Here is a 26,214-nt window from a genome sequence, read left to right as displayed (position 1 = left end):
TCAATCATGGGTATCGAAGAGAAACTCCCGAGCGGCATCCTGCTGACCTCGGTCGAGAAGCTTTCGAACTGGGCCCGCAAGTCGTCGTTCTGGGGCGCCACGTTCGGCCTCGCGTGCTGCGCCATCGAGATGATGGCGGCCGGCGGCCCCCACTACGACCTCGGCCGCTGGGGCATGGAGGTCTTCCGGGCCTCGCCCCGGCAGGCCGACCTCATGATCGTCGCGGGCCGGGTCAGCCAGAAGATGGCCCCGGTCGTGCGGCAGATCTACGACCAGATGCCGGAGCCGCGCTCGGTCATCTCGATGGGCGTCTGCGCCTCGTCGGGAGGCATGTTCAACAACTACGCGATCGTGCAGGGCGTCGACCACATCGTCCCGGTCGACATCTACCTGCCGGGCTGCCCGCCGCGGCCGGAGATGCTGATCGACGCCATCCTCAAGATGCGCGAGAAGGTCATGGCCCAGCCGCTCGGCCCGAACGGCCGCAAGATGCTCGAGGCCCGCAAGGAGCGCGGTGACGTGCCGATCGTCGCGCCGGGCGCGATGCCGTCGTCGTACCGGGTGGACAAGGCCCGGCGTGCCGAGTGGACGCAGGCGGTCAAGGAAGGCCGCGAGGAGCAGCTCCGCATCGAGAACTGGATGAAGCTGCAGCCGCATCTGCGGGAGGGTGGGAAGTGAGCACCAGTACGGACTCCGGATCCGACGGCGGTGTGCCGGCGACCCAGCCGGTCGGCGCGAACATCGACGCCCCCGCTCAGGTCCCGCCCAGCCCTCACAAGGGCATGTTCGGGGTCAAGGGCACCGGCGACGTCTCGGGCTTCGGCGGCCTCGCGCGCCGCCGGCCCACCACGGTGGACAGCCCGCGTCCCTTCGGCGGCTACTTCGACGAGGTCTACGACGCGCTCGAGGAGGCCTATCCAGGCTTCGCCGACGCGGTCGAGAAGGTGGTCGTCGACCGCGGTGAGCTGACGCTGCACATCCGGCCGGAGCGGATCGCCGAGGTGTGCCAGATCATGCGCGACGACGACGCGCTGCGCTTCGAGCTGTGCTCCTCGGTCGACGGTGTCGACTACCTGGGCAGCGACGAGCGGCGTCTGCACGTCACGTACCAGCTGACCTCGATGACCTACCGGCGCCGCGTGCGGCTCGAGGCCGCGGTCGCCGTGGGGCAGAGCCTGCCGAGTGTCACCTCCGTCTACCCGACCGCCGACTGGCAGGAGCGGGAGACGTACGACATGTTCGGTGTCGTCTTCGACGGGCACCCCAACCTGACCCGGATCCTCATGCCGGACGACTGGGAGGGTCACCCCCAGCGCAAGGACTATCCGCTCGGCGGCGTGCCCGTCGAGTACAAGGGCGCCGAGATTCCGCCTCCTGACCAGCGGAGGGTCTACCAATGACACAGTCCGGATACGCCACCGAGCGAGAGACCACCGAGGGCCGCGTCTTCACGGTCACGGGCGGCGACTGGAACACCGTCACCGAGGGCATCGATCCGCTCAGCAACGAGAAGATCGTCGTCAACATGGGGCCCCAGCACCCGTCGACCCACGGCGTGCTGCGCCTCGTGCTGGAGCTCGAGGGTGAGACGGTCACCGAGTGCCGGCCGGTCATCGGCTACCTGCACACCGGCATCGAGAAGAACCTCGAGTACCGCAACTGGACCCAGGGCGTCACGTTCGTGACCCGCATGGACTACCTGTCCAACATGTTCAACGAGGCCGGCTACTGCCTCGCCGTGGAGAAGCTGCTCGGCATCACCGATCAGATCACCGAGCGGACGAACACGATCCGGGTCATGTTCATGGAGCTCCAGCGGATCGCGTCACACCTGGTGTGGCTGGCCACCACGGGCATGGAGCTCGGCGCGATCTCGATGATGCTGTACGGCTTCCGCGAGCGCGAGTACATCCTCGACATCTTCGAGGAGACCTCCGGCCTGCGGATGAACAACGGCTACATCCGTCCCGGCGGCCTGTCGCAGGACGTGCCCGAGTCGGCGCTGAAGAAGATCCGCGACTTCCTGGTCTACATGCCCAAGAAGCTCAAGGAGTACGAGGACATGCTCACCGGCCAGGTCATCTGGCAGGAGCGCACCCAGGGCGTGGCCGTTCTCGACGTGACCGGCTGCCTCTCGCTGGGCATCACCGGTCCGGTGCTGCGCTCCGCGGGACTCGCCTGGGACCTGCGCAAGACCATGCCCTACTGCGGCTACGAGAACTACGAGTTCGACGTGCCGACCGCGACGACGGGCGACGTGTGGGGCCGCTACCTGGTCCGGGTCGCCGAGATCCGCGAGTCGCTGAAGATCATCGAGCAGGCGCTCGACCGGCTCCGCCCGGGGCCGATCTACGTCGAGGACAAGAAGATCGCCTGGCCCTCGCAGCTCGCCCTCGGCGTCGACGGCCTGGGCAACTCGCTGGAGCACGTCGCCAAGATCATGGGTCAGTCGATGGAGTCGCTGATCCACCACTTCAAGCTCGTGACCGAGGGCTTCCGCGTTCCGCCGGGCCAGGTGTACGTCGCCATCGAGCACCCGCGCGGCGAGCTCGGCGTGCACGCGGTGTCCGACGGCGGCACGCACCCCTACCGGGTGCACTACCGCGACCCGAGCTTCGTGAACCTCCAGGCCATCCCCGCGATGGCCGAGGGCGCCCTGCTGGCGGACGTGATCGCCGGCGGCGCCTCTCTGGACCCCGTGATGGGTGGGTGTGACCGCTAAATGTCCGAAACCACGGTGGACTTCTCCCCAGCGGCCTCCCCGCTGGCGGAGAGGCTCCTTGAGCCCGCGCTCGAGATCATCGCCCGCTACCCCGCGGGCCGGGAGCGTTCCGCGCTGCTGCCGCTGCTGCACCTCGTGCAGACGGTGGAGGGGCACGTCAGCCCCAACGGCGTCGCGTTCTGCGCCGAGGTCCTGGGCATCAACAAGGCCCAGGTCGGCGCGGTGGCCACGTTCTACACCATGTACAAGCGGCGCCCGACCGGCGAGTACCTGGTCAGCGTCTGCACGAACACCCTGTGCAACGTGCTCGGCGGCCAGGAGATCTACGACGGCCTCACCGAGCACCTCGGCGTCGGCCACGACGAGACCACGGCCGACGGCAAGATCACGCTGGAGCACGCGGAGTGCCTGGCGGCGTGCGACTATGCGCCGGTCGTGACGGTCAACTACGACTTCACGATCGACGAGGCCACCCCCGAGGCGGCGGTCGGCCTGGTCGAGAAGCTGCGCAACGGCGAGCGGCCCACGCCGAGCCGCGGGGCGCGGATCTGCTCCCTCAAGGAGATGCAGCTGCAGCTGGCCGGCTTCGCCGACGAGCGCGAGGGCGCCGTCGCGGACGGTGTGGCCGGTGCCCCCACTCTGCGTGGTGTGGCGCTGGCGCAGGAACACGGTGTGGCGGTGGCGAACTTCAACATCGACACTCCGATCACGACGACCAAGCCCGCTCGCGACGACTCCGCCAAGGCGGTCAAGGACCCGGCTCCGGCCGGCGCCAAGCCGCCCGCGGCGAAGCACGAGGGCAAGATCGCCAGCGTGGCGAAGAAGGCGGCGGACGCGGTCAAGAACGCGGCGGCCGCCGTCGTGGACAAGGCCGAGCACGTCGTCGAGCACCGCAAGGCGGGCGCGCCGGTCAAGGCCGGCGACGTCAAGGACCCGGAGGTACGCGCCGCCGAGGACCGCAACCCCGACGCGTCCACGCCCACCCCGGACGCGTCCAAGGTGGAAGCGGCCCAGGTTCCGGCGAGCCCGGCCGAGGCCGCCGGCGCGGCGAGCAACGCCCCGGCCGGTGACGGCAAGCCCGCCGGCGACACCGAGCGCGGCGAGAGCATCGTCAGCGAGGGCACTGCGGCGCGCAAGCGCGGAGCGAAGCCGCAGAACAAGCGCGGCACCGAGGAGAAGAAGTGACTCAGCCACGGCGCGAGGTGCTCCAGAAGCTCACCCCCGTCCTGACCAAGCGCTGGCTGTCGCCGGACGCCTGGAAGATCGACACGTACGAGCGGCTCGACGGCTACGCCGCGGTCCGCAAGGCGCTGGACGTGCACCCCGACGACCTGATCCAGCTCATCAAGGACTCGGGCCTGCGCGGCCGCGGCGGTGCCGGCTTCCCGACCGGTCTCAAGTGGGGCTTCATCCCGCAGGGCGACGGCAAGCCGCACTACCTCGTCATCAACGCCGACGAGGGCGAGCCGGGCACCTGCAAGGACCTGCCGCTGATGACGTACGACCCGCACTCGCTGATCGAGGGCGCGATCATCGCCTCCTACGCGATCCGCGCCAGCCGGGCGTTCATCTACATCCGCGGTGAGGCCGTGCACGCCGCCCGGCGCCTGCGGCACGCCGTCAAGGAGGCGTACGCCAAGGGCTACCTCGGCGAGAACATCCTGGGCTCCGGGTTCGACCTGGACCTGGTCGTGCACAGCGGCGCGGGCGCGTACATCTGCGGCGAGGAGACGGCGCTGCTCGACTCGCTCGAGGGCTTCCGCGGCCAGCCCCGGCTGCGCCCGCCGTTCCCCGCGATCGCCGGCCTCTACGCCAGCCCGACCGTAGTCAACAACGTCGGCACCATCGCGAGCGTGCCCTACATCGTGCTCGGCGGCGCGGACTGGTGGAAGAGCATGGGTACGGAGAAGTCGTCCGGCCCGATGATCTACTCGCTCTCGGGCCGGATCGCCAACCCGGGCCAGTACGAGTGCGGCCTCGGCATCACCCTGCGCGAGCTGATCGAGCTCGCGGGCGGCATGAAGCCCGGCCACAACCTGAAGTTCTGGACCCCGGGCGGCTCGTCGACGCCGCTGCTGACGGCCGAGCACATCGACACCCCGATGGACTTCGAGGGGGTCTCGGCGGCCGGCTCGATCCTGGGCACCACGGCGATGCAGATCTTCTCCGACCAGGACTGCCCGGTGTACGCGACCTGGCGCTGGCTGGAGTTCTACCACCACGAGTCCTGCGGCAAGTGCACCCCGTGCCGCGAGGGCAACTACTGGATGGTGCGCACGTACCGCCGGATCCTCTCCGGTCAGGGCACCTACCAGGACCTGGACACCCTGCAGGACACGGCGGACAACATCTTCGGGCGGTCCTTCTGCGGGCTCGGCGACGGTGCGGCCACCCCGGTGGTGTCCACGCTGAAGTTCTTCCGGCAGGACTACCTGGACTACATCGAGGGCCGGACCGCTCCGCGGCTGTCCGAGAAGGCCCTGGTAGGAGCGCACTGATGACCGACGTCGCCAAGAAGGCGGACACCGTCACCCTCACCATCGACGGCGTCGAGGTGCAGGCCGAGAAGGGCGAGCTGGTCATCCGGGTCGCCGAGCGGATGGGTACGGCGATCCCGCGGTTCTGCGACCACCCGCTGCTGGCCCCGGCCGGCGCCTGCCGCCAATGCCTGGTCGAGGTGGAGGGCCAGCGCAAGCCGGTCGCCTCCTGCACCCAGACGGTGGCCGAGGGCATGGTGGTCAAGACCCAGCTCACGTCCGAGGTCGCCGCCAAGGCACAGGGCGGCGTGATGGAGCTGCTGCTCGCCAACCACCCGCTCGACTGCCCCACCTGTGACAAGGGCGGCGAGTGCCCGCTGCAGAACCAGGCCATGACCAACGGCCGGGCGGACTCGCGGTTCCACGAGCACAAGCGCGAGTACGAGAAGCCGATCCACATCTCCAGCCAGGTGCTGCTCGACCGCGAGCGGTGCATCCTGTGCCAGCGCTGCACCCGGTTCTCCGAGGAGATCGCCGGCGACAAGTTCATCGATCTGATGGACCGCTCGTCCGGTGAGCAGATCAACGTCTACCGCGACGACTTCTTCGGCGGCACGGGCACCGGTGACGGCCAGGTGGGCGAGGGCGAGGGCGACGTCGCGTTCAACTCGTACTTCTCCGGCAACACCATCCAGATCTGCCCGGTGGGCGCGCTGACCGGCGAGCAGTACAGGTTCCGGGCCCGCCCGTTCGACCTGGTCTCCACGCCGACGACGTGCGAGCACTGCGCGGCCGGGTGCGCCATGCGCGCCGACCACCGCCGCGGCAAGGTGCTGCGCCGGCTGGCCGGCGACGACCCGGCGGTGAACGAGGAGTGGAACTGCGACAAGGGCCGGTGGGGCTTCCGCTACACCACCGGATACGACCGCATCACCACCCCGATGGTCCGCGATGCCGGCACCGGCGAGCTGCGGGAGGCCTCCTGGTCGGAGGCGCTCCTCGTCGCGGCCGAGGGCCTCGCGGCCGCTAAGGGCAAGGGCGTCGGTGTGCTCACCGGTGGCCGGGTCACCGTCGAGGACGCGTACGCGTACGCGAAGTTCGCCCGGGTCGCCCTCGGCACCAACGACATCGACTTCCGGGCCCGCCCGCTGTCGGCGGAGGAGGCGGACTTCCTGGCCGCCTCGGTCGCCGGGGTCACCGACGTGACGTACGAGGACGTGGAGAACGCGTCCTCCGCGCTGATCGTCGGGCTGGAGCCGGAGGAGGAGTGCCCGATCCTCTTCTTGCGTCTGCGCAAGGCCCATGGGAAGAAGAAGCTCAAGGTCACGGCCGTGGCGCCGTTCCTGAGCCGCGGCTTCGAGAAGCTCGGCGCGACGGTCGTGCCGGCGGTGCCCGGCGACGAGGCCCGGCTGCTGGGCACCGACGCCACGGTGGCGGCCGCGCTCAGCGCGCCCGGTTCGCTGCTGATCGTCGGTGAGCGGCTCGCGAGCGTGCCCGGCGGTCTCTCGGCCGCGGCCGCGCTCGCCGCCCGGACCGGTGCCCGGCTCGCCTGGGTGCCGCGGCGCGCGGGCGACCGCGGCGCGGTGGACGCCGGCTGCCTGCCCAACCTGCTGCCCGGTGGCCGCCCGGTCACCGACGTGGCGGCGCGGGCGGAGCTCGCCGCCGCCTGGGACGTCGAGGCGAGCGCCCTGCCCGCCGCCGTCGGCCGCGACACGGACGGGATCCTCGCGGCCGCCGCGGACGGTTCCCTCGGCGGCCTGCTGGTCGCCGGTGTCGACCCGGCGGACCTCGCGGACCCGCGCCTGGCCGAGGAGGCCCTGGACGCGGTGCCGTTCCTGGTCAGTATCGAGCTGCGGCAGAGCGCCGTGACCCGGCGCGCCGACGTGGTCCTTCCGATCGCACCGGCGCCGGAGAAGGCCGGCACGTTCATGGACTGGGAGGGCCGGCTGCGGACCTTCGACGCCGTGCTGCCCACCGGCGCGATGACCGACGGCCGCGTCCTGGAGGCGATCGCCGCCTCTATGGACGTCTCGCTGGGCACCGGTGATGTGGCTGCCATCCGCCGGGAGCTGGGCACCATGCCGGCGAGCCGCTCGGCGCGCCCGGCGCTGCCGGCGGTCACCGCGGGCAGCCTGCCGAAGCTCGGTGAGCACGAGGCGGTCCTGGCCACCTGGCACCACCTGATCGACCTCGGTGCCCTGCTCGACGGCGACGAGGTGCTGGCCGGCACGGCCCGTACCCCGCTCGTGCGCCTCGGCAAGGACCTCGCCGAGGCGCTCGGCGTGGCCGACGGCGACGCCGTCACGGTCGGCACCGACCGAGGTGCGATCACGCTGCCCGCCGCGATCACGGACCTGCCACCGCAGGTGGTGTGGCTGCCCACGAACTCGCCCGGCTCGACCGTCCGTCGCAGCCTCGGCGTCACCTCGGGTGCGGTGGTCCGGCTCAGCGCCGGCAAGCCCGGCCCGGTCCTCGCTGTGCCTACCGAAAGCGGCTCCGCCGCACTGCGAGGGAAAACCCTTGTAGAAGGGGATAACTCATGAACACCACGATTCTCGCGGCCGCCGAGGACCCGACGCTGCAGACGTTCGAGAACGACGTCTGGTGGATCGTCCTCATCAAGCTGCTCGGCGTCTTCGTCGTCCTGCTGCTGCTGACCCTGTTCACGATCAACTACGAGCGCAAGGTCGTGGCCCGGATGGCGGTCCGCCCGGGCCCCAACCAGGTCGGGCCCAAGGGCTGGCTGCAGAGCCTCACGGACGGCATCAAGCTGCCGTTCAAGGAGGAGATCATCCCGAAGACCGCCGACAAGGCGGTGTACTTCATCGCCCCGGTGATCTCGGCGACCTGTGCCTTCACCGCGTTCTCGGTGATCCCGTTCGGGCCGGTCGTGTCGATCTTCGGCCACAAGACGGCCCTGCAGCTCACCGACGTGCCGGCCTCGGTGCTGGTGCTGCTCGCCTGCTCCTCGATGAGCGTCTACGGCGTGGTGCTGGCCGGGTGGGCGTCGGGCTCGACGTACCCGCTGCTCGGCGGCCTGCGGTCGAGCGCCCAGATGATCTCGTACGAGGTCGCCATGGGCCTGTCGATCGTGGCCGTCTTCATGACCGCCGGCACGATGTCGACCTCGCAGATCGTCAAGGCGCAGGCCGGCAACGGCGAGTCGAGCGTCGACATTCTCGGCTGGAACCCGACCGCCCCGAGCTGGTACGCGATCCTGCTGCTGCCGAGCTTCATCATCTACTGCATCGCCGCGGTCGGTGAGACGAACCGGGCGCCCTTCGACCTGCCCGAGGCGGAGTCGGAGCTGGTCGGCGGCTTCCACACCGAGTACTCGTCGTTCAAGTTCGCGCTCTTCTTCCTGGCCGAGTACATCAACATGATCACCGTCTCGGCGTTCGCCACCACGCTGTTCCTCGGCGGCTGGCGGGCCCCGGCCCCGGTCACGAGCTTCTGGGCGGGCGCCAACTCCGGCTGGTGGCCGCTGCTGTGGTGGCTGATCAAGGTGCTGATCCTGCTGTTCGGTTTCATCTGGCTGCGGGCCACGCTGCCCCGGATGCGCTACGACCAGTTCATGCGCTTCGGCTGGAAGGTGCTGATCCCGGTCAACCTGGTCTGGATCCTCTTCCTGGCCGGCGTCCGGGTCACCAACAACCGGGTCGACGGCGGCGCGCGGTACCTCGTGTACATCGTCGCGGCGGTGGTGGTGCTCGGCATCGCGCTGCTCTGGCCGGCGAGCAAGAAGCCGCGCGAGTACTCGATCGAGGAGCAGCTGGCGGCCCGCCCGCCGGGCAGCTTCCCGGTGCCCCCGATGGACCTGCAGGTCCCGCCCAGCCCGCGCGCCCGCCGCGCGGTCGCGGAACGCCAGCCCGCCACGGTCGGCGGCACGAACGCAGCCCCCGACGACACGTCAGACAAGGAGGTGTGACGTGGGAACGTTCACGGGCTCGTTCAAGGGCTTCGGGGTGACCTTCGCGCACATGTTCCGCAAGGTCATCACGACCGACTATCCGTTCTCCCCGCCGAAGCCGGCGCCGCGCTACCACGGGCGGCACATCCTCAACCGGCACCCGGACGGCCTGGAGAAGTGCATCGGCTGCGAGCTGTGCGCCTGGGCCTGCCCGGCGGACGCGATCTACGTCGAGGGTGGCGACAACACCGAGGAGATGCGCTTCTCGCCCGGTGAGCGGTACGCCAGCATCTACCAGATCAACTACGCCCGGTGCATCTTCTGCGGCCTGTGCATCGAGGCCTGCCCGACCCGTTCGCTGACCATGAGCAACGAGTACGAGCTGGCCCGCGACAGCCGCCAGGACCTCATCTTCACGAAGAAGGAGCTCCTGGCGCCGCTGCTGCCCGGCATGGAGCAGCCGCCGCACCCGATGCGCCTCGGCGACACCGACAAGGACTACTACATCGGTGCGCTCACCAACCCGGGCACGTCGGCCGGCGCGGAGCGGGCGCCGTGGTCGCAGAACGGAGCGCAGGACGCCTCCACCGCGGCTGCGCCAGGGAGCCGGCCGGAGACGGCCGGGACCCTGCGCAAGGAGAACGCCGGCGACCAGCCCGCGGAGGTGAAGCGATGATGGCGTACGCGGCCGACGCCGCGGCACAGGTCTCCACCGGTGAGGCATGGGCGTTCTGGATCCTCGGCTCGCTCGCGGTCGTCGGCGCGCTCGGGATGGTGCTGGCCCGCAACGCGGTGCACTCCGCGCTGTGGCTGGTCGTCACGATGCTCTGCCTGGGCTTCCTCTACGTGGTCAACGCGGCGCCGTTCCTCGGCGCGGTGCAGATCATCGTCTACACCGGCGCCATCATGATGCTGTTCCTGTTCGTGCTCATGCTCGTCGGCCGCGACGCCTCCGACTCGCTCATCGAGACCCTGCGGGGTCAGCGGGTGGCGGCGATCCTGCTCGGTGTGGGCTTCGGCGTCCTGGTCGCCACCGGCCTGGCCCGCTCGCTCGGCGGCACCGCGGTGGCCGGCCTGAGCGAGGCCAACGCCGGCGGCAACGTCCAGGGCATCGCCCGGCTGCTGTTCACCAAGTACGTCTTCGCCTTCGAGGTCACGTCCGCGCTGCTGATCACGGCCGCGGTGGGTGCGATGGTGCTTGCGCACGTCGAGCGCGCCAAGGAGGACAAGGTCGACCAGGTGACGCGGATGAAGGAGCGCTTCCGGCCGGGCAACTACCCCGGTGCGAAGGCGGGCCCGGGTGTCTACGCCAACACCATGTCCGTCGCCGTGCCGGGACGTCTGCCCGACGGCAGGGAATCGGAGCGCACGCTCTCGCCGATCCTGCCCCAGCGGGAGCTGACCGAGCGCGAGGCCGCACCCAAGGGGACTGAGAAGTGACTCCTGACTACTACCTCGTACTCGCGGCGATCCTGTTCACCATCGGCGCCGCCGGGGTGCTGGTGCGCCGCAACGCGATCGTGCTGTTCATGTGCATCGAGCTGATGCTCAACGCGGCGAACCTCGCGCTGGTGACCTTCAGCCGGATCAACGGCGGCCTCGACGGCCAGATCATCTCGTTCTTCGTGATGGTCGTCGCGGCGGCCGAGGTCGTGGTGGGGCTCGCGATCATCATGTCGATCTTCCGGACGCGGCGCTCGGCGAGCGTCGACGACGCCAACCTCCTCAAGTACTAAAGGGGCCTTCACGTGGAACAGACAGTGGAGTATGCCCACGCGACGGGGCTCCTGAGCGGAATCTGGCTGCTTGTCGCCATTCCGCTCGCCAGCGCTGCGGTCCTCCTGCTGCTCGGCAGGAAGGCCGACAAGTGGGGCCACTGGCTCGGCGTGCTGGCGGTCGCCGCGACCTTCGTCCTCGGCCTGTCGATGTTCTTCAGCCTGCGGGGTCTGGACGCGGAGGCCCGCTCGGCCGAGGTGAGCCTGTGGGACTTCATCGCCGTGGGCAAGCTGCACGTCGACTTCGGGCTGTTGTTCGACCCGCTGGCCGGCGTCTTCGTCCTGCTGATCACCGGCGTCGGCTCGCTCATCCACCTGTACGCGGTCGGCTACATGGAGCACGACGCGGGGCGGCGGAAGTTCTTCGCGTACTTCAACCTCTTCGTCGCGGCGATGTTGCTGCTGGTGCTCGGCAACAACTACGTGATGCTCTACTTCGGCTGGGAGGGCGTGGGTCTCGCGTCGTACCTGCTGATCTCGTTCTGGTACACCCGGCCGTCCGCGGCCACCGCCGGCAAGAAGGCGTTCCTGATGAACCGGGTCGGCGACGCCGGCCTGGCGATCGGCATCTTCCTGATGTTCGCCACGCTCGGCACCACCCAGTACGACGAGGTCTTCAACGGCGTCTCCGCGCTCTCCGGCGGCACCGTGCTGATCATGGGCATCCTGCTGCTGCTCGGGGCCGCCGGTAAGTCCGGCCAGTTCCCGCTGCAGGCCTGGCTCCCGGACGCCATGGAGGGCCCGACCCCCGTCTCGGCCCTGATCCACGCGGCGACGATGGTCACCGCCGGCGTGTACCTGATCGCCCGCTCGCACGCCATCTTCACGGCGAACGCGACGCTGCAGACCATCGTGGTCAGCGTCGGCGCGATCACCCTGCTGATGGGCTGCATCATCGGCGCGGCCAAGGACGACATCAAGCGCGTCCTCGCGTGGTCGACGGTCAGCCAGATCGGCTACATGTTCCTGGGCGTCGGGCTGGGCGGTGCGGCGTACGCGCTGGCGATCGTCCACCTGCTCGCGCACGGCTTCTTCAAGGCCAACATGTTCCTCGGCGCCGGCTCGGTCATGCACGGCATGCACGACCAGGTCGACATCCGCCGCTTCGGCGCTCTGAGCAAGTACATGAAGTGGACCTGGCTCACCTTCGCCACGGGCTGGCTCGCGATCATCGGCATCCCGCCGCTGTCCGGCTTCTTCTCCAAGGAGCCGATCATCGTGGCGGCGTTCGAGCGCGAGGGCTGGACCGCCTGGCTGTACGGCCTGGCCGCGCTGATCGGCGCCGGCCTCACCGCGTTCTACATGACCCGGCTGTTCGTCCTCACGTTCCACGGGCCGAAGCGCTGGACCGAGGACATCAAGGAGCCGCACGAGTCGCCGTACATCATGACCGTGCCGCTGATGCTGCTGGCGCTCGGCTCGATCGCCGCCGGCTGGCTCATGTCGACCTCCGTGCCGGACTGGCTGGAGCCGGTCTTCGGTCAGGAGGAGGCGGAGGCCACGCCGGTGCTCGCCCACTGGCTGCTCACCACGCTCAGCATCGTTGTCACGCTGATCGGCGCGGGCCTCGGCTGGGCGCTGTTCCGCAACGGCACCGCCCTGCAGGAGCAGCCGGCCGGCGCGGTCGTGCGAGCCGCCCGCCGCAACCTGTACACCGACGCGTTCAACGAGGCGGTGTTCGAGCGGCCCGGCATCTACCTGACCCGCGCCCTGGTCTACCTCGACAACAAGGGCATCGACGGCGTGGTCAACGGCCTCGCGGCCGCCGTCGGCGGGAGCTCGGGGCGCCTGCGCCGGCTCCAGACCGGCTTCGTCCGTTCGTACGCGTTGTCCATGCTCACCGGCGCCGTGCTGGTCGTCGGCGCGTTCCTCGCGATCCAGCTGGGGTGGTTGGCGTAATGAAGGACTTCCCGTTCCTGTCCATCCTGACGCTGCTCCCGCTGGTGGGCGCGGCAGTGGTGGCCTTCATCCCGAAGAGCAAGGGCAGCCTCGCCAAGACGATCGCCCTGGTGTGGTCGCTGGCCGTGCTCGCCCTGAGCATCGGCATGTGGGTGGCGTTCCAGGTCGACGGCGACCGCTTCCAGTTCCGCGAGTCCTACCAGTGGATCCCCACGTGGAACGCGCGGTTCACGTTCGCCACCGACGGCATCGCCCTGGTGATGCTCGTGCTCATCGCGGTGCTCGTCCCGCTGGTCATCCTCGCGTCCTGGAACGACGTCGACGAGACCCAGCGGTCGGTGCCGACGTACTTCGCGCTGCTGCTGGCGCTCGAGTGCACGATGATCGGCGTCTTCGCGGCCGCCGACGTCTTCCTCTTCTACGTGTTCTTCGAGGTCATGCTCGTGCCGATGTACTTCATCATCGGCTCGTACGGCGGCCAGCGCCGCCAGTACGCCGCGGTGAAGTTCTTCCTCTACTCGCTCGTCGGCGGCCTCTTCATGCTGGCCGCCGTCATCGGCCTGTGGGTGGTCGGCGGGCACAACTTCGACTGGGCGCACCTCAAGGAGGCCTCCGCGGCGTTCGAGACGGACACCGCCCGGTGGCTGTTCCTCGGCTTCTTCATCGCGTTCGCGGTCAAGGCGCCGTTCTTCCCGTTCCACACCTGGCTGCCGGACGCCGGTGGTGCCGCTCCGGCGCCCGCGGCCGCGCTGCTCGTCGGCGTGCTGGACAAGGTCGGCACCTTCGGCATCCTGCGGTACTGCCTGCCGCTGTTCCCGGAGGCGGCGCGCTGGTTCGCCCCGGCGGCACTGATCCTCGGCGTCATCGGGATCATCTACGCGGCCCTGCTGGCGGTCGGTCAGAACGACCTCAAGCGGCTGGTGTCGTACACGTCGATCGCCCACTTCGGGTTCATCGGCATCGGCATCTTCGCCTTCACCACCCAGGCCGGCACCGGCTCGGTGCTCTACATGGTCAACCACGGCCTCGCCACCGGGCTGCTGTTCCTCGTGGTGGGCATGTTCGTGGCCCGCCGCGGCTCGGCCCTGGTCAGCGACTTCGGCGGCGCGGGCAAGCTGGTCCCGGTCCTCGCCGGGGTGCTGTTCTTCGCCGGCCTGGCCTCGCTGGCCCTGCCCGGCACGGCGCCGTTCATCAGCGAGTTCCTGGTGCTCATCGGCACCTTCACCACGCACAAGGTCTACGCGGTGATCGCCACGGTCGGCATCATCCTCGCCGCCGCGTACGTGCTCTGGATGTTCCAGCGCACCACGCAGGGCACGCTGAACCCGGCGCTGACCGAGGTGCCGGCGATGCAGAAGGACATCACGCTGCGCGAGAAGGTCGTCGTCGCGCCGCTGGTGCTCCTGCTGCTGCTCCTCGGCTTCTACCCGAAGCCGGTCACCGATGTGATCAACCCGGCGGTCCAGGCGACGATGCAGGACGTCGGCACGACCGATCCGGCGCCGACGGCGGTCGCGAACGGAAAGGTGGCGCCGTAGCCATGGGAGACCTCAAACTGCCCGGGATCGACTACGCGGCCCTCGCGCCGATGTTGATCCTTTTCGGGGCGGCCTGTGTGGGCGTGTTGTTCGAGGCCCTGGTGCCGAAGACCCGCCGGCACGGCGTCCAGCTCGGCCTGGCGCTGGTGTCGCTGGTCGCCGCGCTGGTCGTGGTGATCTGGATCCGCGACAAGCGGCTGGTGACGATCGGCGGCGCGGTCGCCGTCGACGGGCCGACGCTGTTCCTGCAGGGCTCGATCCTGCTGCTGGGCATCGTCTCGCTGCTGCTGATCGGCGAGCGGTCGATCGAGGCCGGCGGCGCGTTCGTCTCGCAGGCCGCGATCACGGTCGGCTCGCAGAAGGACCTGCGGCAGGCCGGAGGTCAGCCCGGTGCCACCGAGGTGTACCCGCTGACGGTCTTCGCGCTCGGCGGCATGCTGCTGTTCGTCGCGGCGAACGACCTGCTGACGATGTTCGTGGCGCTCGAGGTCTTCTCGCTGCCGCTGTACCTGCTCTGCGCGCTGGCCCGGCGGCGTCGCCTGCTGAGCCAGGAGGCGGCACTGAAGTACTTCCTGCTGGGCTCGTACGCGTCGGCCTTCTTCCTCTTCGGCGTGGCGCTCATCTACGGCTTCAGCGGCGCGGTGGACCTCGCGTCCATCCACACCGCGGTCGCCGACCCGGCCCGCAGCGAGGTGCTGCTCTTCGGCGGCCTGGCACTGGTCGCCATCGGCCTGCTCTTCAAGAGCGCGGCGGCGCCGTTCCACGTGTGGACGCCGGACGTCTACCAGGGGGCTCCGACGCCGATCACGGCGCTCATGGCGGCCTGCACCAAGGTCGCGGCTTTCGGTGCCCTGCTGCGGGTGCTCTACGTGGCCTTCGAAGGGGTCCGCTGGGACTACCAGCCGGTGCTCGGCGTCATCGCGGTTCTGACGATGTTCGTGGGCGCGGTGCTGGCGGTCACCCAGACCGACATGAAGCGGCTGCTGGCCTACTCCTCGATCGCCAACGCGGGCTACCTGCTGGTGGGTGTGCTGGCGCTGAACAAGGAGGGCCTGTCCAGCACGATGTTCTACCTGGTCGCGTACGGCTTCTCCGTGCTCGCCGCGTTCGGCATCGTCAGCCTGGTCCGCGACGCGGAGGGCGAGGCCACGCACCTGTCCCGCTGGGCCGGGCTGGGCCGCAAGAGCCCGCTGTTCGCCGGCGTCTTCTCGTTCATCCTGCTGGCCTTCGCGGGCATCCCGCTGACAAGCGGCTTCACGAGCAAGTTCGCGGTCTTCGGGGCGGCGATCGACGGCGGCCAGACCTGGCTGGTCATCTTCGGTGTGATCACCAGCATGCTGCTGGCGTTCCCCTACCTGCGGGTCATCGTGATGATGTGGCTGCAGGAGCCGGGCGAGACCACGCCTGCCGTGTCCATTCCGGGCTTCTACACCTCGGCGGCGCTGGCCATCGGCGTGATCGCGACCTTCGCCCTCGGCGTGGTCCCGGCCCCGCTGCTCGACCTCACCAACGACGCGGCCCAATTCGTCAGATAGTCGTCAATATCAAACAGCCCCGGCGTCTCGCCGGGGCTGTTCGCTTTCCCGGCGCCTGCATCCCGCGGGCTCGGGCGTTATCGCGGCTGTGGGGTGCCGTCGACCGGCCAGATCATCGCGAGGAGACCGAGCGTCGCCACGGCTGCACCGACGGCAGCCGGGCCACGCCGAGGGGGGCTTCCCGACCAGTCCACGGGCGCCTCCGAGCAGCAGTCGTTCCTTCAGTTCAACGGATCAAAGGGGGGAGACCGTCTTCTCCCTGCTGCGCGCGGCCGTTGACTGACCGGCCGCGAGAAGGTTGCGCAGGCCCAGCAGGAGCAGCGGGTAGATGAAGTAGCCGTACCGGGCTGCCGGCGCCAGGCTGAAGATCAACGTCCACAGGACCGCCATCTGCAGTACGGCGGTGCGCACGTCCCGCGCAGGATGCCGCCACAGGTGGACGCACGCGGCCGCCACGAGGATCACCAGGAATGCCGTCATCAGCGTGGCGCCGGTCGACTCGGATGTCGCGATGACGTGTCCGGGCAGCGGGCTGGCCGCCGTGGTCTTCTGCGGTGTGAAACGCAGCGGGAACAGCACCATGTTGCGGAACAGGTCGTACGGGTCGAGAACCATGGCCGGCGCGGTGACCACGAACGACGCCAGTGCCGCCAGGAAGCCGGACGCCGCGAAGGTGAACGCGGATCGCCGCCCGTCACGGATCATGAGCATGGGTACGAGCACGAGAACCGCGGGCAGGGCCGTGACCTTCATCGCGCACGCCAATCCCAGCGCGGCGCCGGCCGTGCGGATGTGCGAGCCGCGGGACAGCAGGACGACCGAGAGCGCTAGGAGGCCGAGTACCGGCAGGTCGGTGCCGCCGAGCACGAAAGGCAATGCCAGTACGGGTGAGGCGAGGACCGCTGTGAGCGTACGTATCGGATGGTCGGCCTTCAGAAGCCGGAGTGCCGCGTAGCCGAGCAGTGCGGCGGCGAGCCCGAACCATGTGCGCGGATTGCCGGCCCAGCCGTGCAGTCCGAGCGCGTGCGGCAGGCCGAAGACCGTCAAGGGCGGACCGTAGGGATTCAGCGACTCGGGATCGGTGAGCTGCTCCAGCGGCAGGTACGGGCTGCCGTGCTCGACCAGCAGCCGCCCGGCGCGCTTCACCACAGTCAGTGCGCCCATCCCCACGGTCGACATGTGACGTCCGCCGGTGACCAACCAGACCAGGGGCGCCACGACGGCGCCGGAGAACGCGGTTGCCGTCGCGGTGGTACGCGCCGCCGGGTGTCGCCACAGCAAGGTGATCAGCGCGGCGAGCGCGTATCCGCCGACGGCCCATCGACCCCAGGATGCCTGCACCTGTTGGCCGGCGAACGCGGCGACTCCCGCCGCGAAGGCGGCGCTGACCGCGAAGCTCATGGCCCGCCAGGTGGTCGGTCGCCGCCGCCGTGTCGCGTCGATCCGCTGGAGGGCGCTCGAATCGCTGAAAATCATGGCGGGTACTATTCACTGAGTGAATAGATGCCGTCAAGGGTGCCCTCTGGTTCGCACCGAGAAGCTCCCCGCCCGGCGGCCGCGGCCCGGGCTGGACCAGGCAATCGGCTCCGCCGTGTGCCACTCCGCGTTCCTGTGCCCGTACCATCAAATGATTTTGATCTCAACCCCCCTGGAGCGGCCGGAGGGACTCTCGTATGGCATCGTGAAACCCGTGACTGCTGACAGCGCGCTGACGTCGCTCGGCCTCGATATCGACCCCGCGGTCGATGCCTCGGTGTCGGCGACGCTTGCCGTGGTGGAGGACGCGCTGCGCAGCAACGTGGCCAGCGCCGACCCCCTGGTCGCTGAGGCCGCACGGCATCTGATGGATGCGGGTGGCAAGCGGTTCCGGCCGCTGATCGTGGCGCTCGGGGCACAGTTCGGTGACCCCACCCGGCCGGAGATCGTGCCGGCGGCGCTGGTCGTCGAGCTGACCCACCTGGCCACGCTCTACCACGACGACGTCATGGACGAGGCCGCCGTGCGCCGCAGTGCGGCCAGCGCCAACGCCCGCTGGGGCAACTCCGTGGCCATCCTCGTGGGTGACTACCTCTTCGCGCGCGCCGCGGACATCGCGGCGACGCTGGGCCCGGAAGCGGTCCGCCTGCAGGCGCAGACCTTCTCCCGGCTGGTGCACGGCCAGATCGCTGAGACGGTCGGGCCGCGCGATAGCGGCGCCATCGAGCACTACCTGCACGTCATCGCCGAGAAGACCGCGTCGCTCATCGCGACGTCGGCGCGTTTCGGCGGCCTCTTCTCCGGTGCGACGCCCGAGCACGTCGAGGCGCTCGCCGGGTACGGGGAGACGATCGGCATCGCGTTCCAGCTCTCCGACGACCTCCTCGACATCGCGTCGGAGTCGGTGCAGTCGGGCAAGACGCCGGGCACCGACCTGCGCGAGGGCGTGCCGACGCTGCCGGTGCTCTACGCGCTGGCGGGCGACGACACGGACGCGTCCGCGGTGCGGCTGCGGGAGCTGCTCGCCTCGGGCCCGCTGGTGGACGACGCGCTGCACGCCGAGGCGCTGGGCCTGCTGCGCGAGTCCGCGGCCATGAAGCGTGCCCGGGAGACCGTCCGCACCTACGCGGAGGAGGCCCGGACCCAGCTGGCGCCCCTGCCGGACGGATCGCCGCGCCGCGCCATGGAGTCGCTCTGCGACTTCATCGCCGACCGGACGAGCTGACCCGGTGCCGGCGGAGCATCCGGCTGCCCACGACCATCAGCGCCGCCGCGGCCAGCATCGCCGCGCCGGCGATCGTCCACATGACCGGGTATCCGGCCGCCTGCGCCACCGTGCCGAGCCCTAGCGGCCCGATGCAGCCGCCCGCGTAGACGCCGGTCTGCGTGATGGACGTGGCCGCCGCGGGCGCCTGCGGATGCAGCCGGACCACCGCGAAGTTCATCAGCCCCGGCCAGGCCCAGCCGAGCCCGAAGCCGGCCACGACGCCCACCACGAGCGTCACGATGCCCGGCACGGCGAGCAGCATCAGCCCGGCCGACCCCGCCGCCAGCATTCCGGCGATCACCATGATCTGGCGTCCGGGAAAGAGATCCGCCTGCCATCCGCCGCCGATCCGCGCGGCGACGCACACCGCGCTGCCCAACGTGAGCGCCAGTCCCGCCGGGCCGGGTGCGATGCCGCGCGCGACCGCGGAGTCGACCAGGAACGAGCCCAGGGCGTTGGCTGAGGCCGCCGCGAGGGTGGCGGCCACCCCGAGCACCACGAGCGCCGCGGTGGCTCGCTCACCGCGTTCCTCGCGCGGCCGTCGTGCCTCGTTCTTCTCCACCGGTACGAGGAAGAGCGCCGCGGCCGCCCCCACGGCCGCTGACACGAACGCCCACCGCCAGCCGACGGTCAGCGCCACCACGGGCACCGCCGCGCCCGCCAGCAACGTGCTCACCGGGATGGCCGCCTGCTTCACCCCGAACGACAGACCCTGCCGGCGTACGGGCACATGCCGCGACAGGCTCACGTTGCTCGCCAGCTGCCCCATGGCGTTGGCGGCGGCACCGAGGGCCAGGATGATGACGAGGCTCCACAGTGAACGCGCCGCGACCGCCACGGTGAGCAGCGAGGCGACGGCGAGGCCGATCCCGGCGCGGGCGACGGCGGTGGCGCCGAAGCGTTCGACGAGGGCGCCGGCGGGCACCGAGGCGAGCGCGGTCACGCCGAAGTACGCCGAGACGGCCAGGCCCAGCCCCGCGGGTGAGAAATCGAGCTCGGCACCGATCTGCACGGCGAGGCCGCCCACGAGGAACACGGGCACCGAACAGGCGATGGTCGTGGTAAGGGCGCCGGCCGCCGCACGGCTCGGTCTGACGCCGTCCGCGCTGGTCACGGTGGTGCGTTGCGGCGAGATGGTGGAGTCAGTCATCGGTGGCGAGCGTATGCCCGCGCGCCGCCCTTTCTAGACCCTGAGTGTCAAGAGCCACACGTCGCGTAGAGATTGGTCATGGTCGACACGCTCCAGGCATTCCGTCGGCGGAAGATTATTCATATGGTGTAAGTCCCCGGCGTCGGAGGTAGCTGTGCGCGACCCCCTGGCGGAGCCGTCAGATCTCATCCGGAGCGTGTCACGCGCCCTGCGTGTGCTCGAGTCGGTAGGTCGGGCCCCGCGCGGACTCACCGTGAAACAGATCGCTCGGCGATGCGAGCTGACCGTTGCCACGACGTATCACCTCGTCCGCACCCTGGCGTACGAGGGATACGTGATCCGGCGAGAAGACGGCACGTACATCGTCGGCCTCGAGATCGCGGACCGATATCGCGAACTGGTGTCCGCGTTCCGTGGCCCGCCATCCGTCGGCGAGGCGCTGCGGCGCGCGGCGGTCGACACGGGCTACAGCCACTACCTCGGCCGGTTCGTCGGCGGCCGGATCGCGGTGACCGCCTGCGCGGAGGGCGCCCGCTCGCCGTTCATGGACGACATGGTCCCCGGCTTCGACGAGGGCAGCCATGCCACGGCGCTCGGCAAGGCGCTGCTGGCCACGCTGACCGCCGACCAACGCGCCCGCTACCTGCGCGACTGGGGCATGCGCGCGTTCACCCCGGCGACTCTGACCACCCCCGAGGCGCTCGAAGCCGACCTTGCCGCCGGTGAGCGGCGCGGCATGCAGCTCGAGATGGGCCAGTTCCGTCAGGGGCTCGCCTGCGCCGCGGTCAACGTCATCACCGACCGGGACATGGAACGCCGTCTCGTCCTCGCGTGCTCGCTGCCCGCCGCGGAGATGCTCACCTCGGCCCGGGTGGTGCGCGCCAAGCTGACCGCGGCGGCCCGCAGCGTCGCCGAGGCGCTGTCCACCGGCGACGCGGCGACGGCGTGAATGAACTTGCTCGTTCAATGACCTGTTGAACCCCCGGACCCCTCGCGCCCGTAAAGCAGGGTGGAACGCGCGAGGGGAGGTCGGCAGCCTTGGAGGATCAGGACGCCGAGCTGCTGCGCGCTCTGCAGGACGAGCACGGGGAAGCCCTGTTCGCGCACGCCGTACGCCTCTCCGGAGGCGACCGTCAGCGGGCCGAGGACCTCGTGCAGGAAACCCTGCTGCGGGCCTGGCGATATCCGGAGGCGCTGGACCCCGAACGGGGCACGGTGCGGTCATGGCTCTTCACCACCGCGCGCAACCTGGCCATCGATGCCTGGCGGCGCCGGTCGGTACGGGTCGGCGAGGTGGTCACGGACATGATTCCCGAGCCTCCGCCCAGCGCGGACGAGGCGGACCGAGCAGTGGAAGCGTGGACGGTTGCCGAGGCCCTGGGGCGGTTGTCCCAGAGCCATCGTGAAGTTCTGGTCGAGTGCTTCTACCAGGGGCGCTCGGTCGCCGAGGCGGCCGCACGGCTGGGTGTACCGCCCGGCACGGTCAAGTCGCGGACGCACTATGCCCTGCGCTCGCTGCGCATGGTCCTGGCTGAGATGGGGGTGACGGGATGAGATGCGACCACGAGCACGACGACGGCGCGTACGTCCTCGGCGCCCTGTCCCCGTCCGAACGGGCCGCCTACGAACGCCACCTCGCCACCTGCTCGTTCTGCCGCGAGGCGGTGGCCGACATCGCGGTGCTGCCGGGACTGCTGGGCCGCCTCGACCCGGCCGACTTCGAACGGCTCCTGGAACCCGACTTCCCGCCGCCACCCGTGCCTCGCCGGCGAACGAGCATGCCGGACCTGGTCTCGGCCGCGCAGACCACCCGGCGCCAGGAACGCAAACGGGTCCGATGGCGGGTGATGGGCGCGGCCCTCGCGGCGGCCTGCCTGGCGTTGGTGGCCGGCATCGGCGCGGTCTTCTGGACGGGCCGCGACGCCCCCGACCCGTCCGCACCGGGCCCGACGGTGGCGATGACGCCCGCCAACGACCAGGTCCCGGTCACCGCGCAGATCAACCTCACGGCTGCGCCGGGCGGCACGAAGGTCCACCTGGTCTGCGCGTACAACCGGGGAGACGCGCAGTCCGAGGCGTACATGATCCGGCTGATGGCGTACGGGCCGGACCAGGAGAGCGAGCAGCTCGGCTCCTGGATCGCGTCGCCGGGCAAGGAGTTCATCATGTCGGGCGTCACGCACTACGCCGGCAGCACGCTGGCCCGGCTGGCACTGGTCCGTAACGACGGCCGGACGCTGCTGGCCTACGACGTCCCCTGACGGTCCGTCTCCTCCGTGGGACCGTCAGCGTGGCGGTAGGGCGGTGGCCGGCTCCGCGGTGGCGGCCGCGGGGTCGGTCACCGTCCTCTTACGCGCCCCGTTGAGCCCGTCGACGGTGAAGATGACCAGGGCGATCCACACCAGCGCGAAGCCGGCGAGACGGGCGGCGGGCATCGGCTCGTGGAACAGCAGAACCCCGAAGCCCAGCTGCAGGATGGGCGCCACGTACTGAAGAATCCCGAGACCGACGAGCGGCACCCGGTTGGCGGCCCCGGCGAAGAGCAGCAACGGTACGGCCGTGGCGACGCCGGACAGCACCATCAGCACGGTGTGCCACGCCGAGACACGCCCGAACGTCGCATCCCCTCCGAGCCACGCAAGGTACGCCAGCGCGGGCACGGCCAGGACGAACGACTCGACGAACAACCCCTCGGCGGGCGGCAGCGACAACCGCTTCTTGACCAGGCTGTACGCCCCGAAGCTCGCGGCCAGCACCAGAGCGATGTACGGCAGGCGCCCGTAGTCGACGGTCAGCACGGCCACGGCGACACCCCCGACCCCGACGGCCACCCACTGCCACACCCGCAGCCGCTCCCGCAGCACGGTGACACCGAGCAGAACGACGACCAGAGGCGTGATGAAGTAGCCCAGCGCGGTCTCGACGACCCGCGAGGAGTTGACGCCGTAGATGTAGGTGGCCCAGTTCACGCCGATGAGCAGGGCGGCAGCCGTCACCCCGCGCAGCAGCCGCCGGTCGCGCACCACCCGGCCCACGAACCGCCAGTTCCGCTGCGCGGCGAGTAGCAGGCTGATGAAGACGACGGACCAGATCACGCGGTGGGCGAGGATCTCGAACGGGGTGGCGGGCTTGAGCATCTTGAAGTACACCGGGAAGAAGCCCCACAGCCCGTACGCAGCCAGCCCGTACAGGTATCCACGCCGTTCCTCAGACATAGCACCACCGTAAGGCCCGGATGGGGGAGCGGTCCTTGCATATGCCGAAGCTCACGAGGCTGTCGGATCACAGATCATCCAGCGAGCGGCGTCGACAGGAGTGAAGCCCAGCGGGGCGTACACGTGCTGAGCCGTCTTCGTGACGAGCAGGAACCGCCACCCACGGCGCCGAAGATCCGGGTCACCCAGGTACGCGAAGACCGCCCCGTCCGTCACGACCCCGGGCGAACGCCGCCTGCCGCTGATCGGACTCCCGGTAGATACCCGCCACCTCGGACCCGGCGATGGCGCGATCCATGGTGTCGCGGTCGCGGCCGGCGGCCCGGTAGGTGTCGGTGGAGATCCAGCGGTGGACGAGATGGTGGTCGACAGCGCGGGATCGTCGGTCAGGAGGAAGCCGTCGCGGCGGTCTCTCAGCATGAAAGTGGAGTCAACGGGCGGCGGGCGCGAGTGATTTCTCACGCGGGTGGTGGGCCCGCCGGGGGGTGGCTCGCCGGGCAAGTGGTCGAGGTCATCGTGGCCGTCGTCGCCCCGCCGGTGAAGACGGCATTGCCTCGGCACCTGCACCCCGCGCAGGGGTGGGCCCGCGTGTCGATCCTGGCTCGGGTGGGCGTGATGCGGCTTCCGGAGGTCTTCCGGTGCCGGGTTGCGTCCGGGGCCTCGTCGCCGCACCGCCCCCTGGCGTCGCCTCGGGGCGGTGCGTTCCTGTGGTGTCGTGTCTCGGGGGCGGTGTGTTCCCGTGGTGTCGTGTCTTGGGGGCGGTGCGTTCCCGGGGTTGTCGCCCTCGGGGGCGGTGTGTCCTCGGGTCAGTCGTCGTCGCCGTCGGGGACGAGCATGTTGAGGAGCCAGCTCACGACGCCGACGAGGAGGGCGCCGAGCACTGCGGCGGGCCAGAAGTCGTCGACGTGGAACGGCAGGTCGAACTGGCCCGCGATCCAGCTGGTGAGCATGAAGAGGAGCCCGTTGATCACCACCGAGATGAGGCCCAGGGTGAGCACGTAGAGCCCACAGCCGATCGTCTTGATGATCGGGCGAAGCACCGCGTTGACGATGCCGAAGATGACCGCGACGGCCAGCAGCGTGCCGGCCTTCCCGGTCACCGAGTCAGTGGTGAGCCGGATGCCCTCGATGACCAAGGTGGCGATCCACAGCGATACGGCGGTGATCACCAGCCGGATGATGATGCCCATGGCTCGCGATGGTGCCACGCCCGAGCCACCAAGAGCAGCAACACTCCGCGATCTTGCCCGGCTACGTCGAGAAAGTCATCGAATCGACGGTTGCGGCGGTCCCGGGGTCGGTGACCACGCGCGCGGGCGATGTAGCGCGGGGTGACGAGGCGCGGCCGCAGCGTGGGCCGCTTGAGGTCCGGGCCGGCTGTTCTGCGGGTCGGCCGTGGTGTGGGCGCGGACAGGTCGCCCCGGTCGGTTTTGCGAGGCGGGTCGGTGCCTGTGGGTCAGCCGCGGGCTGGTCGCCTCGGTCGGGTTTGTGGGCGGGTCGGTGCCTGCTCGGGTGGCGCGGGTCGGTGTCCGCGGGGGGGGGGGGGGTCAGCCGCGGACCGGGGGGCCGATCAGTTGGGCTTCGATCGGGGTCTGGGAGAGGGCGGCCCAGCGGACCGCGCGGCGGTTGATGACGCCGACCATGTCCGGTCGGATCTGGGTCAGCCACTTGGCCGTTTCGCCGAGGCCCAGGGTGGCGCCTACGAGCTGGGCCTCGTCCGCGCGCAGGGGTTGCACGAGGAGCAGGTCCGCCCGGGACGCCACGTCGGCGTCCGCGGGGCTGAAGTCGTCGCGGACGACGAGGGTGGCTTGCCAGCCGGCGCCGGGGCGGTTGTCCGCGCCGACCGGGCCGATGTCCACCACGACGAGGAGGGGGTGCAGGGCCGAACCCGGGGGAATGTCCACTGCCCGGCCCGGCGGGATGACCGCGATGGACTCCCCGGGGACGGCCGCGCCTCGTACGAAGGGCTCCCAGGCCTGCGGGCGTGCCGTTTGGACCACGACGCGGGCGCCCAGGGCCATCGCGCGCAGTGACATGAGTTGGGCGCAGCGCACGCCGCCGACGAGCAGGGCGCGGGTCTGTTCGGGGCGGAAGAGGCGGGCGACGACCGGGTCGCCGCGGCGGTTCGTGCCGATCATCAGGCCCGCGTTGCCGAGCGGCAGGTCCAGGTTGTCGAGCTGGTCCGCCGGATCGCCGTCGTGGCCCGGACGGCCCGGGACGGCCGGTGCCGTCGGGATGCCCAGGGGGAGGGTCGCGGTCAGGCCGTCGAGGTGCTCGCCGTCGAGGCGCCGGGCGGTGGCTCGCTCGGCGGCGAGGAGCTTGCGGAGCGCCTGGGTCGCGAACGACAGCGTGGTGGTGTCCGGCGCGGCGAGCCGGATGGTGAGGTCGGCTGCTGTGTCCGTACCCGTGGAGGAGCGTGGCCCGGCACCCAGCGCGACCGTCGTCGCCGCCGCCGGAAGGGCCAGCATGCGGGCGATGATGCGACGCGAGGTCTCGATCCGCAGGTCCGGCCAGCGCCGCAGGCGGAAGGTGGCCTGGGTCATGCCACCCACCTGCAGGCCCGGCCAGGTCTCCTGGGCGGCGCCGACGCCGTCGTCGTGGGAAAGCTCGGCGATCACCCGCAGCGCCGCCGCCTCGCCGAGGGGCCGGGCCGGGGTCGGCGCCAGCCGGCGCACCAGCTTGCGCACCAGGCCGGACAGCGCACGCCGCAGGTCCTCCTCCGACCAGCCCTCGGCGCGCAGAACGCGCACGGCCAGGTGGGCTCGGCTGTGGCAGAGGAGCCGGCCCTCGGTCAATTGACGGTACGAGTTCGCGGGCGTGCCGCCGCCGGCCCGCAGCGATGGTGCGGGGGCGCCCGTGAGGACGAGCTGGATGCGGCACGGGGGGTGTTCGGAGCCGGCCGGCGGTAGCAGCCCCGCGGGGGACGGCATGGTGCCGGCGTCCTCGGCCAGCAGGGCGGTCGGGTCTCCCAGCTCGAGGACGGAGGTCAGGCCCAGCTCATCGACGATGATCGCGGCGGGGTCTCCGGCGAGTTCCGTCTGCTCGACGCGCGAACCCGGGGCGACGAATGACAGCAAAGCAGTCGGATGGGCATCAACCGACACGAGATGGCGCCGGCCGGTGTAGCGCATCGCCGTGGCGAGCCACTCGAACGCCCACCTGCCGCGAAGCCGGAGCCATGTCGCGGCAAGCAGCACGATTGCTGAGAACACGGCTGCGCCGAGCGCGAAGGGACCGTTGGCGGCGCCCA

General features: G+C 70.4%; 23 protein-coding genes. 17 read left to right on the top strand and 6 right to left on the bottom strand.

What is annotated here, in order from left to right:
• Positions 1-6: 6 nt before the first annotated feature.
• Genes AB0J80_RS11305 through nuoN form a run of 13 tightly spaced genes read left to right on the top strand, consistent with a single transcriptional unit; the run spans position 7 to position 15,856 of the window.
• Complete coding sequence (locus AB0J80_RS11305) at positions 7-678, top strand: NADH-quinone oxidoreductase subunit B (protein WP_071806979.1); 672 nt, start codon at positions 7-9, stop codon at positions 676-678.
• Positions 675-1,400, top strand: coding sequence for an NADH-quinone oxidoreductase subunit C (locus AB0J80_RS11300; RefSeq protein ID WP_364703356.1), 726 nt, complete (start codon positions 675-677; stop codon positions 1,398-1,400). The genes AB0J80_RS11305 and AB0J80_RS11300 overlap by 4 nt, the downstream gene beginning before the upstream one ends.
• Entirely contained in the window at positions 1,397-2,722 is a 1,326-nt protein-coding gene (locus tag AB0J80_RS11295; RefSeq protein ID WP_364703353.1) for an NADH-quinone oxidoreductase subunit D, read from the top strand. The genes AB0J80_RS11300 and AB0J80_RS11295 overlap by 4 nt, the downstream gene beginning before the upstream one ends.
• Entirely contained in the window at positions 2,723-3,907 is a 1,185-nt protein-coding gene (gene nuoE, locus AB0J80_RS11290) for an NADH-quinone oxidoreductase subunit NuoE (protein WP_364703350.1), read from the top strand.
• Positions 3,904-5,220, top strand: a complete 1,317-nt coding sequence (gene nuoF / locus AB0J80_RS11285; protein ID WP_364703347.1) for an NADH-quinone oxidoreductase subunit NuoF — start codon at positions 3,904-3,906, stop codon at positions 5,218-5,220. Before nuoE ends, nuoF begins: the two co-directional genes overlap by 4 nt.
• Positions 5,220-7,742 (top strand): NADH-quinone oxidoreductase subunit G, encoded by a 2,523-nt coding sequence (locus AB0J80_RS11280; RefSeq protein WP_364703344.1) that lies wholly within the window; start codon positions 5,220-5,222, stop codon positions 7,740-7,742. The genes nuoF and AB0J80_RS11280 overlap by 1 nt, the downstream gene beginning before the upstream one ends.
• Positions 7,739-9,127 carry an NADH-quinone oxidoreductase subunit NuoH gene (nuoH, locus tag AB0J80_RS11275; protein ID WP_364703341.1) on the top strand — a complete coding sequence of 463 codons (1,389 nt, stop codon included), beginning with the start codon at positions 7,739-7,741 and terminating at the stop codon, positions 9,125-9,127. Before AB0J80_RS11280 ends, nuoH begins: the two co-directional genes overlap by 4 nt.
• 1 nt (position 9,128) lies before the next feature.
• Positions 9,129-9,785: an NADH-quinone oxidoreductase subunit NuoI gene (nuoI, locus tag AB0J80_RS11270; protein ID WP_364703338.1), complete on the top strand. Its 657-nt coding sequence runs from the start codon at positions 9,129-9,131 to the stop codon at positions 9,783-9,785.
• Complete coding sequence (locus AB0J80_RS11265; RefSeq protein WP_364703335.1) at positions 9,782-10,549, top strand: NADH-quinone oxidoreductase subunit J; 768 nt, start codon at positions 9,782-9,784, stop codon at positions 10,547-10,549. The genes nuoI and AB0J80_RS11265 overlap by 4 nt, the downstream gene beginning before the upstream one ends.
• On the top strand, positions 10,546-10,845 hold the full coding sequence (gene nuoK / locus AB0J80_RS11260; protein ID WP_364703333.1) for an NADH-quinone oxidoreductase subunit NuoK: 300 nt from the start codon (positions 10,546-10,548) through the stop codon (positions 10,843-10,845). Before AB0J80_RS11265 ends, nuoK begins: the two co-directional genes overlap by 4 nt.
• A 12-nt stretch (positions 10,846-10,857) precedes the next feature.
• On the top strand, positions 10,858-12,783 hold the full coding sequence (gene nuoL / locus AB0J80_RS11255) for an NADH-quinone oxidoreductase subunit L (protein WP_364703331.1): 1,926 nt from the start codon (positions 10,858-10,860) through the stop codon (positions 12,781-12,783).
• Entirely contained in the window at positions 12,783-14,321 is a 1,539-nt protein-coding gene (locus AB0J80_RS11250; RefSeq protein WP_364703328.1) for an NADH-quinone oxidoreductase subunit M, read from the top strand. The genes nuoL and AB0J80_RS11250 overlap by 1 nt, the downstream gene beginning before the upstream one ends.
• A gap of 2 nt (positions 14,322-14,323) precedes the next feature.
• On the top strand, positions 14,324-15,856 hold the full coding sequence (nuoN, locus tag AB0J80_RS11245; protein WP_364703325.1) for an NADH-quinone oxidoreductase subunit NuoN: 1,533 nt from the start codon (positions 14,324-14,326) through the stop codon (positions 15,854-15,856).
• Between the two features lie 234 nt (positions 15,857-16,090).
• Here the strand turns inward: nuoN and AB0J80_RS11240 are convergent, their stop codons facing one another.
• On the bottom strand, positions 16,091-17,332 hold the full coding sequence (locus AB0J80_RS11240; protein WP_364703323.1) for a glycosyltransferase 87 family protein: 1,242 nt from the start codon (positions 17,330-17,332) through the stop codon (positions 16,091-16,093).
• Positions 17,333-17,585: 253 nt separating this feature from the next.
• Between AB0J80_RS11240 and AB0J80_RS11235 the strand changes: the two genes are divergently transcribed.
• Positions 17,586-18,557: a polyprenyl synthetase family protein gene (locus AB0J80_RS11235; protein ID WP_364703717.1), complete on the top strand. Its 972-nt coding sequence runs from the start codon at positions 17,586-17,588 to the stop codon at positions 18,555-18,557.
• Here AB0J80_RS11235 and AB0J80_RS11230 read toward each other — a convergent pair.
• Complete coding sequence (locus AB0J80_RS11230; RefSeq protein ID WP_364703320.1) at positions 18,535-19,749, bottom strand: MFS transporter; 1,215 nt, start codon at positions 19,747-19,749, stop codon at positions 18,535-18,537. The genes AB0J80_RS11235 and AB0J80_RS11230 overlap by 23 nt on opposite strands.
• A 154-nt stretch (positions 19,750-19,903) precedes the next feature.
• On the opposite strand from AB0J80_RS11230, the gene AB0J80_RS11225 reads away from it, so the two are divergent.
• The 3 genes from AB0J80_RS11225 to AB0J80_RS11215 all read left to right on the top strand — a co-directional run bounded on the left by AB0J80_RS11225 (position 19,904) and on the right by AB0J80_RS11215 (position 22,010).
• Positions 19,904-20,698 carry an IclR family transcriptional regulator C-terminal domain-containing protein gene (locus tag AB0J80_RS11225; protein WP_364703318.1) on the top strand — a complete coding sequence of 265 codons (795 nt, stop codon included), beginning with the start codon at positions 19,904-19,906 and terminating at the stop codon, positions 20,696-20,698.
• Positions 20,699-20,787: 89 nt separating this feature from the next.
• Positions 20,788-21,303: a sigma-70 family RNA polymerase sigma factor gene (locus AB0J80_RS11220; RefSeq protein ID WP_364703315.1), complete on the top strand. Its 516-nt coding sequence runs from the start codon at positions 20,788-20,790 to the stop codon at positions 21,301-21,303.
• Positions 21,300-22,010 carry a zf-HC2 domain-containing protein gene (locus tag AB0J80_RS11215; RefSeq protein ID WP_364703313.1) on the top strand — a complete coding sequence of 237 codons (711 nt, stop codon included), beginning with the start codon at positions 21,300-21,302 and terminating at the stop codon, positions 22,008-22,010. Before AB0J80_RS11220 ends, AB0J80_RS11215 begins: the two co-directional genes overlap by 4 nt.
• Before the next feature lie 24 nt (positions 22,011-22,034).
• Here the strand turns inward: AB0J80_RS11215 and rarD are convergent, their stop codons facing one another.
• From rarD to AB0J80_RS11195, 4 genes are all read right to left on the bottom strand, one after another.
• On the bottom strand, positions 22,035-22,964 hold the full coding sequence (gene rarD / locus AB0J80_RS11210) for an EamA family transporter RarD (RefSeq protein ID WP_364703310.1): 930 nt from the start codon (positions 22,962-22,964) through the stop codon (positions 22,035-22,037).
• 51 nt (positions 22,965-23,015) lie between these two features.
• Positions 23,016-23,180, bottom strand: coding sequence for a hypothetical protein (locus AB0J80_RS11205; protein ID WP_364703307.1), 165 nt, complete (start codon positions 23,178-23,180; stop codon positions 23,016-23,018).
• Positions 23,181-23,770: 590 nt separating this feature from the next.
• Positions 23,771-24,154 (bottom strand): phage holin family protein, encoded by a 384-nt coding sequence (locus tag AB0J80_RS11200; protein WP_364703304.1) that lies wholly within the window; start codon positions 24,152-24,154, stop codon positions 23,771-23,773.
• Between the two features lie 357 nt (positions 24,155-24,511).
• The gene (locus tag AB0J80_RS11195; RefSeq protein WP_364703302.1) at positions 24,512-26,176 is read right to left on the bottom strand and encodes a type VII secretion protein EccE; all 1,665 of its coding nucleotides are present in this window, start codon (positions 26,174-26,176) and stop codon (positions 24,512-24,514) included.
• Between the last annotated feature and the right edge of the window lie 38 nt (positions 26,177-26,214).

The sequence above is a fragment of the Actinoplanes sp. NPDC049548 genome, from assembly GCF_040676695.1.
GTDB lineage: Bacteria > Actinomycetota > Actinomycetes > Mycobacteriales > Micromonosporaceae > Actinoplanes.
This window is presented reverse-complemented; position numbering and strand designations above follow the sequence as displayed.

What these genes read in the sequence shown, in the direction of transcription:
- AB0J80_RS11305 (WP_071806979.1), top strand. Translation starts at nt 7, where the DNA reads ATGGGTATCGAAGAGAAACTCCCGAGCGGCATCCTGCTGACCTCGGTC.
- AB0J80_RS11215 (WP_364703313.1), top strand. Translation starts at nt 21,300, where the DNA reads ATGAGATGCGACCACGAGCACGACGACGGCGCGTACGTCCTCGGCGCC.
- AB0J80_RS11240 (WP_364703323.1), bottom strand. Translation starts at nt 17,332, where the DNA reads ATGATTTTCAGCGATTCGAGCGCCCTCCAGCGGATCGACGCGACACGG.
- AB0J80_RS11265 (WP_364703335.1), top strand. Translation starts at nt 9,782, where the DNA reads ATGATGGCGTACGCGGCCGACGCCGCGGCACAGGTCTCCACCGGTGAG.
- nuoH (WP_364703341.1), top strand. Translation starts at nt 7,739, where the DNA reads ATGAACACCACGATTCTCGCGGCCGCCGAGGACCCGACGCTGCAGACG.
- nuoN (WP_364703325.1), top strand. Translation starts at nt 14,324, where the DNA reads ATGGGAGACCTCAAACTGCCCGGGATCGACTACGCGGCCCTCGCGCCG.
- AB0J80_RS11230 (WP_364703320.1), bottom strand. Translation starts at nt 19,749, where the DNA reads ATGACTGACTCCACCATCTCGCCGCAACGCACCACCGTGACCAGCGCG.
- AB0J80_RS11280 (WP_364703344.1), top strand. Translation starts at nt 5,220, where the DNA reads ATGACCGACGTCGCCAAGAAGGCGGACACCGTCACCCTCACCATCGAC.
- AB0J80_RS11250 (WP_364703328.1), top strand. Translation starts at nt 12,783, where the DNA reads ATGAAGGACTTCCCGTTCCTGTCCATCCTGACGCTGCTCCCGCTGGTG.
- AB0J80_RS11295 (WP_364703353.1), top strand. Translation starts at nt 1,397, where the DNA reads ATGACACAGTCCGGATACGCCACCGAGCGAGAGACCACCGAGGGCCGC.
- nuoE (WP_364703350.1), top strand. Translation starts at nt 2,723, where the DNA reads ATGTCCGAAACCACGGTGGACTTCTCCCCAGCGGCCTCCCCGCTGGCG.
- AB0J80_RS11200 (WP_364703304.1), bottom strand. Translation starts at nt 24,154, where the DNA reads ATGGGCATCATCATCCGGCTGGTGATCACCGCCGTATCGCTGTGGATC.
- rarD (WP_364703310.1), bottom strand. Translation starts at nt 22,964, where the DNA reads ATGTCTGAGGAACGGCGTGGATACCTGTACGGGCTGGCTGCGTACGGG.